Source organism: Pseudomonas cichorii (assembly GCF_019719005.1).
Lineage (GTDB): Bacteria > Pseudomonadota > Gammaproteobacteria > Pseudomonadales > Pseudomonadaceae > Aquipseudomonas > Aquipseudomonas cichorii_E.
In genome coordinates this window covers 10812-24858 of sequence record NZ_JAIGPJ010000019.1, presented here as the reverse complement: position 1 = coordinate 24858, position 14047 = coordinate 10812, and the positions used below count along the sequence as shown (strand labels likewise).

Genomic DNA, 14047 nt, shown 5'->3' with positions numbered 1-14047 from the left:
TCTGTTTACCATTATTGAAGATTGAAAATCGATATGACGACCATTACCTTTGACCTCGCGTCCATCTCCGTACTGGACAACGGCTGGAACGGAAAAATCACCGAGTTTGGCAAAGACTACATGATCCTGACAGGCACAGGCAGCCATACCCAGATCAAGAATCTAGGCGGCGGTAACTACGAAGTAAAACGCAGGCAAGGCGATAATATCCAAACGCTTGCCCCACTAAACATTTCAAGCATGACCACTGCCTACTTGACTAATGGGTACCGTACGAGCCTGGCAGTCCACAACACTCCATTTTCTACTTCGATCGACTACACAAAAATCAAGCTGGACCAGAACTGGCTTAATCAGTATGTTTTCGACTCTGTTATCTTACGGGTCCCCGGCGCTGATAAATCGGCAGCCACCCAAGAGAACATCAAGGCTTTCAACTGCTACTGGTGTGGGTTTGTGTACCCTGCCTGGACGATGGAAATCGACCACATCAAGGCACAAACCAAGCCAGAAATGGCACTGATAAAATTCTTGCGCTTACTCGGCGGCACAAATCATCAGAACACCAACCATGCTGATCGGCGAGCTAACCATGTTGCAAAGTGGAATCCTAAAACCCATGCCAACACTAATGGTTTTATAGACGACGCATCTGCATTCCATAACTATCTGAATATGAGAGAGGAAAATTTCAACGAGAACAAGAGTACGATAGCCTTCAAAGATATTGCAATGCTGATTCACCTGTTCGACGACATGAACGCCTTTCATGTCAGCAAAGGGATTGGAAGCACCAAACATCAAGTCAACAGCCAAAGCCCTCTATGGAAAATAATCCACAGCGGAAACAATCTGGTACCTTCATGCTCGTTCTGCAACAGAACAAAAAGCAAGAAAGGCTGACAACAATATTTTCCATTAACAACGAATAGCCCCCCTGAGCATGAGTAAAGACATCATGGCAAAAACACCAAAAACCACATCTGTAATAATCTGTTGAATTGAGGGAAACCGAGCATCATTGAATCCCGTTTTCTATCAATTTTGATATCTTACATGCGTTGATTGAGCTATGTACTTTTCGTATAAAGCATTACGCTGAAGTCCTGCTATTCAGCAATATCTACTTGAGATGAAAGAATGCCCCGCTCCACCGACACCACAACCAGCCTCTCTCTGACCGGCTCAGCCCTCACCGAGCTGTATCCAGACGTCATCAGCGGCGAGGAATCCCTCAATGCGCTGGGGCAGTATTTCCTGCATGGTCAGGCCGACACTGCGTTGACGCTGACTTCTGCAATCGCCACTCACGTCACCGCGACGTTGCATAACGATGCGATGCTGCGACCGATGGATGCGTTGGTTGCGGAAATCCGTCAGCTTCCAGCCGACGCCACGGCAGATCGGTATCAGGTGTTGTTGCGCCCATGGTTGTGGTGGCTGACGCTGGCGAGCAATAACCGGGTATTTCAGAACCTCTCCACGTCGGACATCGTGACGTCGATCTTCACTGACCACGGTTTCAGCGATCACAAGCTGTCGCTGACCGGCAGCTATACGCCGCGTGAGTATTGCGTGCAGTATGGCGAAACCGACTTTGCGTTTGTGTCGCGCCTGCTGGAAGAGGAAGGGATTTTCTGGTTTTTCACCCATGAGGAAGGCAAGCACACGCTGGTGCTGGCGGACAACAACGATGCGTTTCCGGCGATTCCCAACGGGCCGGCGGTGAAGTATCTGGGCCAGGGAATGGGCAATAGGGAACTGCACGGGATTCGTTCCGGGCAATTGGTATTGCAGGCGGTTTCCGGGGTGTATTCGGCGTCGGATTACGAATTCACCACGCCTACCACTTCGCTTTACAGCAAGGCTGAAGCCAAGGCCGGGGCGTTGTCGATGTATGAGCATCCGGGCGGTTATATCGCCAAGGCGCGGGGCGATGCACTGACCAAGCAACGAGTCGATGGGCTGCGCAGCCAAGAGAAACGTTTTGTCGGTGAAAGCGACTGTCGCTGGCTGGTGCCAGGGCATTTTTTCACCCTGAGCGGCCATGACGATGCGACCCTGAATATCGACTGGGTGGTGACGGCAGTTACTCACGAAGCCAGTCATGAAGGCTATCGCAACCGCTTCGAGGCCATCCCCAAGGCCACGACCTTTCGGCCTGCGCGGGTGACGCCCAAACCGCGCATGCACACTCAAACAGCGACGGTGGTCGGCAAATCCGGCGAGGAAATCTGGACCGACGAATATGGCCGGATCAAGATCCAGTTCCCGTGGGACCGCGACGGCAAGAGCGATGAAACCAGTTCCTGCTGGGTGCGCGTGGTACTGCCCTGGACCGGCAAGGGTTTCGGTATGCAGTTCGTGCCGCGCATCGGTCAGGAAGTGATCGTCACCTTTATCGACGGCGACCCCGATCGGCCATTGGTCAGCGGTTGCGTGTACAACGGCGACAACGCCCTGCCCTATGCCTTGCCCGCCAACCAGACGCAATCGGGGATCAAGACCAACTCGTCCAAGGGCGGCGGCGGTTTCAACGAACTGCGCTTCGAGGACAAGAAGGACGCCGAAGAAGTCTTTCTGCAAGCCCAGAAGGACTTCAAGACCAATGTGCTCAACGACACCACAGTCACCGTCGGCCACGATGAAACCCTGACCGTACAGAACGCACGCACCCGAACCGTCAAGGAAGGCGATGAAACCGTCACCCTGGAAAAGGGCAAGCGCAGCGTCACCCTCCAGACCGGCAGCGACACCCTGGATGTGAAGGACACGCGCACCGTCAAGGTCGGCGGCGACCAGACCCACAGCACCGGCGGCAACTACACCGACAAGGTCACAGGCAATTACAGCCTGACCGTGGACGGCAACCTGACCCTCAAGGTCAGCGGCACCATCACCCTGGAAAGCGGCGGCAGTTTCACGATCAAGAGCGGTGCCGATCTGGCCGTGCAGGCCAGCACTTCGATCACCCAGAAGGCGGGAACGGCCCTGACCAATCAGGCGGGGACATCGCTGGAAAACAAGGCCGGCACGACCCTGACCAACGACGCGGGTATCAGCCTGACCAACAAGGCCGCCGCTTCACAGACCGTGGATGGCGGCGGCATGCTGACCATCAAGGGCGGTCTGGTGCAAGTCAATTGAGATCCTGAGCCATGGCCAAGACTGAAACAGTGGATGTACAAAGCGGTGATGCACAACTGGCCGGACGCCTCAACGACGGCCAGCTGGACGGGCCGCTGCGAATCGAAAAAGACAACCGTCCGCTGGCCAATCTGAATTACAGCCAGGGCGAGTTGCAGGGCATGAGCCTCACCTATCACCCCAATGGCCGGATTTCCGCGCAACTGCCTTATGTGAACGATAAGCTGCATGGCATCGCGAACTTCTATTCCCCCGAAGGCCTGTTGCAGCGTCGGGCCACGTATCGCATGGGCCTGCTGCATGGCGAGGCCAGCATTCATTACCCTGACGGGCAACTGGCGGAACTGGAGCACTACAAGGACGGAGTACGCGATGGGCTTTATCAGCGTTTCCACACCAACGGCCAAGCCTCCTTCAAGGCCCGCTACCTGAATGGCCAGTTGCTGGATCAGGAACAACAATTCGCCGATGACGGCCGCCCACTGGACGCCAAGGGCAAACCGGTTTCACGCCTGCGCTGGTGGTGGATGAATAATGTGTCGCCTGCGCAGTCCTGATCAGGATCTCAGGTAAAACGCAAAGGACAGTTCGAGTACCTTGAAGAAGGCCTGCGCAATCACAACACCCAGAATTATCCAGACAACCGTCAACTTGACCAAGGTCCAGGTATTTTCGCCGGTGAACCGTTTCAACCCTGCAAAGTAAATCAACAGGCCGATGATGATTCCGACGATATACAAAGGCTTGTCGAGGCCATCAAGAACAGCACCCATCCCATGGGAAAACGCCGCAACCAGTATCGCCGGGATAATACCGAGAGCGATATTCATCATTCGAGAAGCAAGGGTCAGGGACAACGTATTTAAAACAATCGAAAGCACAGCAAACATCAAATCGTCCTTGGATAACGCCTCAGGGAATCAACATCTGCACCTGCCCCGGCATCACAATCTTGATCAGCCCGGCCCAGTTGCACATCAGCATGCTGTTGGAATCAATGGCCGGCATGCCGCCCAATAACACCGTTGGCGCACCGCCCGGAATCCATGGCGAGGCCGTTGCGGGTATGCAAGGCATGGGCGTGAGCACGCCCAATGCTGCTGCCGTGGCCGCGATCACCATGGGGTTGGCCGTGCTCATGCACATTCCGAAGGTGGGAATGTTGACCAACGGGATATGATCCATGATGGTCGCCGCCGGCATACTGCTGGTCAGCACGCGATTGGTCGGCAACACGTTCAAAACGGTAGGTGCCGCGCCGAAGCTGCATTGCAACGTGGCACCGGCACAGACTTGCGGGCATGACATCGACAGATACCTTCGGGGAAATCAGAGGAACAAAATAGCGCACAGCCATCAGCCTGCCAATCCACCCCCGGTAGGAGTGAATTCATTCACGAAGCGGTATTCCAGATGAAAATATTCATTGGCTGTGCTGACGTCTTCGCGGATGAGTCCGCTCCCACAGAGTTCAAACCTCTGTCAGCCACTCCTGCAATAGCTCGGTTGTACGCTGCGGATATTCCAGAGGCGGCAAATGCCCGCACTCGGCAAGGACAACCAGACGCGAACCGGCAATACCCCGATGGGTGAACTCCGATTCTGCCAGAGGTGTTATTTCGTCATTCTCGCCAACGACGATCAGGGTCGGCACGCTGATCGTCCCCAGAAGCGAACTGTAGTCCTGACGCTCGATGATCGCTTGCTGCTGGCGGATGAAACCTTCCCTGCCAATGGTCTGCGCCATGTCCATGACCTGTTGTGCAGCGGCAGTGCCTATGCAACGGGTATGAATGATACGCGGCAGCAAGTGAGGCGTTACACCCATGAACTTGCCCAGTTGCGCCAGCTCCAGCAGGCCACGCCTGACTCTGGCCCGATCCTCGCTGTCTGGCCGGACCATGGTGTCGAACAACGCCAGCGCCACCACCCGCTCGGGAGCCTGGCGCATGATTTCCATGGCCACATACCCGCCCATCGACAAGGCCGACAGAGCAAAAAATGGCGGAGCCTCGTCCAGCGTGCGTCGGGCCATTTGCGCGATGCTGTCGTCCTGGGCCAGGTCTGCAACGAAAACCCTGCGGGAAGGCTCGAAGGCCGCCACTTGATGAGCCCAAAGTCGCTCATCGTTCAGCAAGCCGGGCAAAAGAACGAGAGGAATGTTATTGCAAGCCAACGTGGCTCTCCTGGGGCAAAAGAAAAATACTCATACATGACATCTTCCGGGCCCCATTCGGCACATCATTGGGGCACTTTACTGTCAGCAGGCCCTCCACGCGCCTCCAGCAACTCCACAAACCGCGTAAGACTCTGAGAAACCGTGCCTCTGCGCCACACCAGCCAGGTCTGCAGAAAACGGAATTTCTCGGACAGCGGCCAGATACTCACAGTGGTGCAGCCAGGCATGCTTTCGAGCATGCTGCGTGGCATCAATGCCAGGCCAGCACCCGCGCTGACACAGGCCAGCATGCCGTGGTAGGACTCCATTTCGTAGATCTTGCCCGGCACTGCGGCGTCTTCGGTAAACCAGCTCTCGAAGTGATGGCGATACGAGCAGTTGGCGCGGAAGGCGTAGATACTTTCACCGTTCACATCCAGACCTCGGGTGACGGGAGCATGGTTGAGCGGTGCGATGATCACCATCTCTTCCTCGAAGACCGGCACGCCTTCCAGCGCCGGATGCAGCACCGGTCCATCCACGAACGCCGCCACCAGACGGCCAGACAACACGCCATCGATCATGGTGCCGGATGGCCCCGTGGACAGGTCTAGCTCGACCTTGGCGTATTGCTGGTTATAGGCCGCCAGCAACGCCGGAATACGCACCGCCGCCGTACTTTCCAGCGAGCCCAGGGAAAACGGGCCTTGGGGCTCTTCACCGGAAATAGCCATGCGGGCCTCTTCCACCAACGCCAGAATGCGCCGGGCGTAGTCCAGAAAATTCCAGCCAGCCGGTGACAGGCGCAAGCGATGCTTTTCACGTATGAACAACTCGACACCCAGATCGCTTTCCAGTTGCTTGATGCGCGTGGTCAGGTTCGAGGGCACCCGATGGATGTGCTGCGCGGCGGCGCTGATGCTGCCCTGCTCGGCAACGGCCTTGAATATTTCAAGCTGGACAAGATCCAATTCATTCTCCAAACGTGAACGATACGATCATTATTATTCAGTTTCGCGAAGCATAGCACGACGATACTCTGGCCCCATTCCCACCCACAAGAGGATGGCGTCATGACACAGATTTCCAGCCACACCCATGCAATCTCGATCAACCCGGCCAACGGCGAACAGATCGGCCACTATACGTTTGAATCCGACTTGGCACTGGATGCTGCGCTTTCTCGCGCAACTGACGGTTATGAGCTGTGGAAACGCAAGACGGTCGATGAACGCGCTCAACTGCTGATTGCGCTAGGCAAGGCATTACGCAACAACGCCGCCGCAATGGCGCAGATGATCACCCGGGAAATGGGCAAGCCCATTGCTCAAGCCCGTGGCGAAATCGAAAAATGCGCGCAGCTTTGCGAGTGGTACGCCAGCCATGGCCCGGCCATGCTTGCTCCGGAACCGACACTGGTCGAGAACAACAAGGCGCGTATCGAGTACCGCCCGCTTGGCCCGATCCTGGCTGTGATGCCGTGGAACTTCCCGGTCTGGCAGGTGCTGCGCGGTGCTGTTCCGGTCCTGCTTGCCGGCAACACTTACGTGCTCAAACATGCGCCCAACGTGATGGGCTGCGCCTACCTGATACGCGACGCACTGCAACAGGCCGGTTTCCCGCAAGGTGTGTTTGAAGTAATCAACGTGGCCCAGGAAGGCGTATCCCGCGCCATTGCCGACAAGCGCATTGCTGCCGTGACACTGACCGGCAGCGTACGTGCCGGGACGGCGATTGGAGCACAAGCGGGTGCAGCGTTGAAGAAATGCGTACTGGAACTGGGCGGCTCCGATCCCTTTATTGTGCTCGACGATGCCGACCTGGACGAAGCCGTGAAAGCCGCCGTGATCGGTCGTTATCAGAACACCGGACAAGTCTGTGCAGCCGCCAAGCGCCTGATCGTCGAGCAGGGCGTTGTCAAAGCCTTCACCCGCAAGTTCGTCGAAGCCACTCGCCTGCTGGCAGTGGGCGATCCATCGAGCCCTGAGACTTACATCGGCCCCATGGCCCGTTTCGATTTGCGTGACGAACTGGACCAGCAGGTGCAAGCGACTCTCGCCGAAGGTGCGACCTTACTGCTGGGCGGTAAAAAGGCCGAAGGCGCTGGCAACTTCTATGAGCCCACAGTGCTGAGCGATGTCACCGATCAGATGACGTCTTTCAGAGAGGAATTGTTCGGCCCGGTGGCGTCGATCATCACCGCCCGCGATGCCAGGCATGCGCTGGAGCTGGCCAACGACAGCGAGTTCGGCCTGACTTCGACCATCTATAGCCGCAACGTCGAACTGGCTGAGCAATTGGCTGACGAGCTGGAAACAGGCGGTGTGTTCATCAATGGCTATTGCGCCTCCGACCCGCGCGTTGCCTTTGGCGGTGTGAAGAAAAGCGGCTTTGGTCGTGAGCTTTCACACTTCGGGGTGCGTGAGTTCTGCAACGCAAAAACCGTCTGGCTGGATCGCTGCTGATGGATTCAGGGGAGCCTTGCGCTCCCCTTTTCTACCGCCTGTTATTCCTCGTCACTCTCCACCCGAATCAGATCGCCGATAGCATAAAAAGTCCCGCCAGCGATGTAGTGCAGGCTGCGCCAGCGAGGATCAGCCGTCTCAAATGCCCAATGACCATCCTTGAAGGCTCGCTCATCGGCCCAGGCCGCCACCACTTCACCGATGAACAGGTCATAAGTCTGCTGGTTATGGGGCTCGGGTATGAGCTTGCAGATCAGCCAGGCCGAGCAACCCGCCACCAGCGGCGTATCATGCCCTTCGATACGAAACAGCTCGACGCCGGACTTTTCCAGCTTGTCCGGCATAAAGCTCAGACTTTGTGTGCCCACGTCATAGACCTGTTGCACCTGCTCCACCGTCGGCACCTGCAGAGCGAAGTAACCGCTCTTTTCGACAAGCCCACGGGTTCTGGTCATCTTGTCGATGACCATCGTGACCTTGGGCGGAGAAAAGTCCAGGGCACAGGCCCATGAAGCTGACATGACGTTATGCGTCCCGCCATGGCTGGAGGAAACCAGCACGGCAGGACCGTGATTGATCAATCTGTAGGCCTTTTCCAGATCGACTGGGCGAATACGGTTATCCACGAAAACTCCTTCAGAACGGGCAAGCGCAAAGGCGCATTCTACTGACTAAGAAGCATTTCTGTAGGACCAATCGATAACCTTGTTCATCCTCGCGCTGACGGCTCCCAACGACGGAAAACGACGCTGGCATTCACACCACCAAAGCCGAAGCCATTCGATAGCGCATGGGTCAGCGGTAGTTTGCGGGCGGTCAGGCCGACAAGGTCAAGCCCGTCTGCCGCCTCATCCGGTTGATTCAAGTTCAGCGTGGGCGGCACGATCTGATCACGCAGCGCCAATACCGTAAAGATGGCCTCAATGCCGCCCGCCGCACCCAGCAAATGCCCGATAGCAGACTTGGTCGAGGTGATCGCCACACCAGATCCGGCACCAAACACCGAGCGGATGGCGGCCAGCTCGCCCTTGTCGCCCACTTGAGTCGAGGTGGCGTGGGCGTTGATGTGCTGAACCTCATCAGGACTCAAACCGGCCTGTTTCAAAGCCTGCTGCATGGCGCGCCGTGCTCCGCCGCCATCCTCAGGACCAGCCGTCAGATGATAGGCATCGGCGCTGGTGCCATAGCCCACCAGTTCCGCCAGCGGCGTGGCACCACGTGCCAGGGCGTGCTCAAGAGACTCGATGACCAACAGCCCGGCACCTTCGGACATGACAAAGCCATCACGGGCACGATCAAAGGGGCGCGAGGCTTCCTGCGGCTGCCCGGCAAACCCGGTGGACAGGGCACGAGCTGCGGCAAAGCAGCCCAGGGTCACTCGATCAATCGCGGCCTCTGTCCCACCGCAAATAGCGATATCGGCCTCACCGCTCCTGATCAGTCTTGCCGCGTCGCCAATGGCTTGCACGCCTGCTGCGCAAGCGGTCACCGGCGCGCCGAGCGGACCTTTGAAACCGTGCCTGATGGAAACATGCCCCGCTGCCATATTGGCCAGAAAGGACGGTGCGGTGAATGGCGACAGCCTGCGAGGGCCACGGGCATCAGTGGTCCTGACGGCATCGGCGATGGCACCGAAACCACCCACGCCCGATGCAATGATGGTCGCTGTACGCTGTTGCTCTGCTTCATCGGTCGGGTGCCAGTCTGCCTGTTCCAGCGCCTCATGGGCGGCCACCAGCGCAAACTCGATGAAGCGATCCATTTTCTTGCGGTCCTTGGCCGAAATGAGACGGTCCGGGTCATAACCCGCAATAGCGTCTTCCTCCAGCGACGGCACCTGCCCGCCTACCGCAACACCTGTGCCCTCGGTGATGTCCTGCGCCAGGTTGCGAATGCCGGACTGTCCTGCCAGCAGTCTTTTCCAGACCTCCTCCACGCCACATCCCAGTGGCCCGACAATCCCGACACCCGTCACTACGATTCGTTTTTGAGCCGTGAAATCAGTCATTCAAAACCTCTTCATTACACAGTGGCAGCACGACACTGGTCATGCTGCCTTTTCGGTTGACTGGGTGTCAGGACGAATCCTGAACCAGATGGCATACATGGCCGGCAGGAACACCAACGTCATGATGGTGCCGCCAAAGGTGCCGCCGATCAGGGTGTAGGCCAGCGTTCCCCAGAACACCGAATGGGTCAGCGGGATGAAAGCCAGGATTGCCGCCAGCGCCGTCAGCAGCACAGGACGGGCACGCTGCACGGTGGCTTCCACCACGGCACGGAAAGGGTCGAGCCCCTGGGCCTTGTTGTCCTGAATCTGGCCGATCAGAATCAGGGTATTGCGCATCAGGATCCCCGACAGCGCGATCAGACCCACCAGGGCGTTGATGCCAAAGGGTTGCTGGAAAAGCAGCAGGGTCGGCACCACCCCGATCAACCCCAGCGGTGCAGTGAAAAACACCATGATCATGGCCGAGATCGACCGCACCTGAAGGATGATGATCAGCAAGGTCAGTGCAATCATGATCGGGAACAGCGGCAGCATCGCCTTGCTGGCCTTGGCCGACTCTTCGCTCGAACCCGCCTCCACGATCCGGTAGCCATCGGGCAGCGCGTCGATGACCGGTTGCAGTTGCTTCAGGGCAACGCTGGACACATCGGGCGGTTGCAGACCCTCGGCGATGTCGCCGCGCACCGTGATGGTCGGCGTACGATCCCGGCGTCGCAGAATGGGGTCTTCCATCCGCACATCGACATCGCCCACCTGAGACAACGGAATACGCTGCCCTGCCGAGCCCACCAGAGTGAAACCGGCAATCTTCGCGGGATCGAGGCGAATGTCACCCGCTGCGCGACCTACCACCTGCACCGAGCGGATATCTTCCCGAACCGCTGTGATGGGCACGCCCGTGAGCAGAAACTGCAACTGTTGCGCGACGGCATTCGACGTCAGGCCCACTGCCTGCAGGCGGTCCTGATCCAGCGAGAAATGCAGCACAGGCACCAACGGTCCCCAGTCGGTATTGACGGTCCTCATCATCGGGCTCGCCTGCAATACCTTCTGAACCTGGCCAGCGATTTCGCGCAACTTCAAGGGGTCAGGCCCCATCACGCGATAGGCCACGGGGAACGGCGAATACGGACCAAACACCAGTTGAGTCACCCGGACCTGCGCCTCAGGCGCCAGACCTTCGGCAGCCGCCTCACGAATACGGAACTTGAGGGTTTCACGTGCCTCCTGGCTGTCCGTGAGGACCACAATCTTGGCGAAGGATGGATCAGGCAGCTCCGGCGCCATGGCCAGATAGAAACGCGGTGCGCCCTGGCCGATGTAGGACGTGACGATCCGGGCTTCCTTCTGCTTTTGCAGCCAGGCTTCGACCTTGGCAACTGCAGCACTGGTCTGCTCGATGGAGGTGCCATATGGCATCTGCACTTCGATCAGCACTTCCGGCCGGTCAGAGGTCGGGAAGAACTGTTTCTTGACCAGGCCCATGCCGATAATCGCCACCACAAAGGCCGCGATTACCGTACCGGCGACCAGCCATTTACGCGCAATCACGTTTTTCAGGAAACGGCGAAAACGGTTGTAGTTGGGCGTGTTGTAGATAGCCTCATGACCGCCCTCCACCTGCTTGAGTTCAGGCAGCAGCTTCACACCCAGGTAAGGTGTGAACACCACGGCGACAACCCAGGACGCAATAAGCGCAATGCCGACGATCCAGAACATGTTGCTGGTGTATTCGCCAGCCGTGGACTGGGCAAAACCGTTGGGCATGAAGCCGATAGCGGTCACCAGCGTGCCGGAAAGCATGGGCGCCGCGGTATGGCTCCAGGCATAGGCCGATGCGGCCATGCGGCTGTAGCCCTCCTCCATTTTCACTACCATCATTTCGATGGCGATGATTGCATCGTCCACCAGCAAACCCAGCGCCAGGATCAGCGACCCCAGGGTGATTCGGTCGAAGTTCTTGCCGGTGGCCGCCATCACCACGAATACCACCGCCAGCGTCAGGGGTACGGCCGCCGCGACCACAACACCCACGCGCCAGCCCATGCTCAGGAAGCAGACCAGCATCACCACCAGCAAGGCGATGAAGAACTTGACCATGAATTCATCGACCGATGAGCTGATGTTCACCGATTGGTCGGTCACCTTGCTCAGGGTCATGCCCAACGGCATGCCGTCATTGATTTTCGTGGTTTCAGCGTCAAGGGCCTTGCCCAGATCCAGGCCGTTCCAGCCTTCGCGCATCACGACACCCAGCAACAAGGCTGGCTCTCCGTTATTGCGTACCTGAAAGGTCGCCGGATCTTCATAGCCGCGCTCGACCGTCGCTATGTCCGACAGCTTCAGGGTACGGCCCTGTACCGAAACCGGTGTGTCACGAATCTTTTTCAGCCTGTCGAAAGCACCATCCAGGCGCAGAAAGACCTGCGGCCCCAGTGTTTCAATCGAACCGGCCGGGGTGAGCACGTTCTGGCTGTTCAGGGCAGCAAAGATTTCCTGCGGAGAAATGCCCAGCGTCGCGAGACGATCATGGGAGAAGGACACAAAGATCCGCTCGGCCTGCTCGCCAATGATGTTGACCTTTTTCACGCCTGGCACATGCAGCAGGCGCTGGCGCAGAGACTCGGCATCGCGTACCAACAGCCGTTGCGGCTCGCCTTTGGCTTTGAGGGCAAAGAGTGCAAAGGTCACATCGGAGAATTCATCATTGACCATGGGGCCGATGACACCTGCCGGCAAGAGCCTGGCTTCGTCACCGATTTTCTTGCGCGCCTGATAGAACTCTTCCTGCACTTGCGAAGGTGGTGTGCTGTCGAGCAACGACAGCATGGTGAAAGCCATGCCAGGACGCGTGTAGGTTTCTGACCGGTCGTACCAGCGCAGTTCCTGCAGGCGCTTTTCCAGCGGCTCGGCGACCTGATCCTGCATTTCCTGCGCCGTAGCCCCGGGCCACACGGTAATCACCGTCATCTGCTTGACCGTGAACGGCGGGTCTTCTGCACGTCCCAGGCCGAAGAAAGCCAGGATCCCGGCAGCGGAAATCAGAAAGATCAGGAACAGGGTGACGGAGCGCTCGCGAACGGCGAGCGCCGACAGATTGAAACGCCCTTCGCTCATGGCTGGCTCCCGACGACTCTGGCATCCAGTGTTTCGCTCAGCCGGACCTGATCGCCGTCATGCAGCAGATGGGCTCCCAATGCCACCACTTGCTCGCCGACCTTTAGATTGCCGGTTATCCGTACCACATCGTCATGCAGGGCAAGCACCTGAACGGGTTGCCAGCTCACCTTCAAAGGCTTGCCGGAAAGGGTCCACACGCCGGTACCGGTGCCAGGATCGTAAAGCGCACCCATGGGTATTTGAAGAGCTTGAGCGGACGCTGCGCCATAAGCGATCTGCAGACTGACCGTCGCCCCCAGCGGTGCGCTGGCCATCGCGCCCTCGAGTACATACCTCGCCTCGAAAGTGCGGGTCACGGGATCGGCGGCGTTGGAGAGCAGACGCAATCTTGCAGGCACGGAACCCAGGCTGCTGCCATAAAGGGTGGCTTGTGCCACGGAGCCCACAGCCGGACGCAGGGTTTCGGGCAAGTGCACGATGGCCTCACGCTGTCCCGCCCGGGCCAGCCTCACCACCGGTTGCCCGGCACTGACAACCTGACCGGGCTCGGCCAGGGTTTCCACCACGACGCCATCCGCATCGGCCAGCAGAACGGCATAGCTGGTGGCGTTTCTGGCCACATTAGCCTGGGCTTGCGCAGCACTGAGTTGCGCCTTTGCAGAATCCGCCGCTGCTTTTATCTGGGCGTAGGTAGAAGCCGAAACGGCGCCGGTAGCGACCAGATTCCGATACCGCGCTTCGTCATCGACAGCCTGTCTGGCCAGTGCCTGCGCGGCAACAACCGCCTCTTGCTGCGCTTTCGCCTGCAGGCTGAGGTCCACCGGGTCGATACGCATCAGCGGCTGACCTTGCCGGACGCTCTGGCCGGTATCGACCAGGCGCTCAAGCACCTTGCCCGATACACGAAAACCCAGATCGCTCTGAATCCGCGCCGCGACGGTGCCGGTGAAGGAACGCGAGATATCCGTTGACTCCTGAACCGTCGCGACCCTGACCAGCGGCGCCTGAAGGCGTGGATCAGGGACGACGGAGGAGTCGCCACACCCTGTCAGGAAGAGCGGCAATAAACAAAGGGCAATGGCAGCAGGTCGGCGACGAGACATGAGGGCACGAGCTCAGATTGATGATCCAGAGCCAGATTTTCAT

At 58.3% G+C, this 14047-nt stretch carries 12 protein-coding genes; 4 read left to right on the top strand and 8 right to left on the bottom strand.

Annotated features, from left to right (window positions below):
- Positions 1-33: 33 nt before the first annotated feature.
- From K5D32_RS15125 to K5D32_RS15115, 3 genes are all read left to right on the top strand, one after another.
- Positions 34-903: a hypothetical protein gene (locus tag K5D32_RS15125; RefSeq protein ID WP_221577806.1), complete on the top strand. Its 870-nt coding sequence runs from the start codon at positions 34-36 to the stop codon at positions 901-903.
- Positions 904-1140: 237 nt separating this feature from the next.
- A complete protein-coding gene (gene tssI / locus K5D32_RS15120; protein ID WP_221600820.1) occupies positions 1141-3147 on the top strand; it encodes a type VI secretion system tip protein VgrG in 2007 nt (668 codons plus the stop codon).
- A gap of 11 nt (positions 3148-3158) precedes the next feature.
- A complete protein-coding gene (locus tag K5D32_RS15115) occupies positions 3159-3704 on the top strand; it encodes a toxin-antitoxin system YwqK family antitoxin (protein ID WP_221592822.1) in 546 nt (181 codons plus the stop codon).
- On the opposite strand, the gene K5D32_RS15110 is transcribed toward K5D32_RS15115, so the two are convergent.
- The 4 genes from K5D32_RS15110 to ptrR all read right to left on the bottom strand — a co-directional run bounded on the left by K5D32_RS15110 (position 3705) and on the right by ptrR (position 6276).
- Positions 3705-4037 carry a hypothetical protein gene (locus K5D32_RS15110; protein WP_221577809.1) on the bottom strand — a complete coding sequence of 111 codons (333 nt, stop codon included), beginning with the start codon at positions 4035-4037 and terminating at the stop codon, positions 3705-3707.
- A 22-nt stretch (positions 4038-4059) separates the two neighbouring features.
- Positions 4060-4455 (bottom strand): DUF4280 domain-containing protein, encoded by a 396-nt coding sequence (locus K5D32_RS15105; RefSeq protein ID WP_221577810.1) that lies wholly within the window; start codon positions 4453-4455, stop codon positions 4060-4062.
- Between the two features lie 163 nt (positions 4456-4618).
- The gene (locus K5D32_RS15100; protein WP_221600818.1) at positions 4619-5323 is read right to left on the bottom strand and encodes an alpha/beta fold hydrolase; all 705 of its coding nucleotides are present in this window, start codon (positions 5321-5323) and stop codon (positions 4619-4621) included.
- Between the two features lie 65 nt (positions 5324-5388).
- Entirely contained in the window at positions 5389-6276 is an 888-nt protein-coding gene (ptrR, locus tag K5D32_RS15095) for a putrescine utilization regulator PtrR (RefSeq protein ID WP_221600815.1), read from the bottom strand.
- A gap of 102 nt (positions 6277-6378) precedes the next feature.
- Between ptrR and K5D32_RS15090 the strand changes: the two genes are divergently transcribed.
- Positions 6379-7770, top strand: coding sequence for an aldehyde dehydrogenase family protein (locus tag K5D32_RS15090; protein ID WP_221600813.1), 1392 nt, complete (start codon positions 6379-6381; stop codon positions 7768-7770).
- Between the two features lie 41 nt (positions 7771-7811).
- Here K5D32_RS15090 and K5D32_RS15085 read toward each other — a convergent pair whose 3' ends face one another.
- The 4 genes from K5D32_RS15085 to K5D32_RS15070 all read right to left on the bottom strand — a co-directional run bounded on the left by K5D32_RS15085 (position 7812) and on the right by K5D32_RS15070 (position 14004).
- Positions 7812-8396, bottom strand: a complete 585-nt coding sequence (locus K5D32_RS15085; RefSeq protein WP_221600811.1) for a flavin reductase family protein — start codon at positions 8394-8396, stop codon at positions 7812-7814.
- An 83-nt stretch (positions 8397-8479) separates the two neighbouring features.
- A complete protein-coding gene (gene fabF, locus K5D32_RS15080) occupies positions 8480-9778 on the bottom strand; it encodes a beta-ketoacyl-ACP synthase II (protein ID WP_221600809.1) in 1299 nt (432 codons plus the stop codon).
- 39 nt (positions 9779-9817) lie between these two features.
- Positions 9818-12898 carry an efflux RND transporter permease subunit gene (locus K5D32_RS15075; protein ID WP_221600806.1) on the bottom strand — a complete coding sequence of 1027 codons (3081 nt, stop codon included), beginning with the start codon at positions 12896-12898 and terminating at the stop codon, positions 9818-9820.
- Positions 12895-14004 carry an efflux RND transporter periplasmic adaptor subunit gene (locus tag K5D32_RS15070; protein ID WP_221600804.1) on the bottom strand — a complete coding sequence of 370 codons (1110 nt, stop codon included), beginning with the start codon at positions 14002-14004 and terminating at the stop codon, positions 12895-12897. The genes K5D32_RS15075 and K5D32_RS15070 overlap by 4 nt, the downstream gene beginning before the upstream one ends.
- Positions 14005-14047 lie beyond the last annotated feature (43 nt).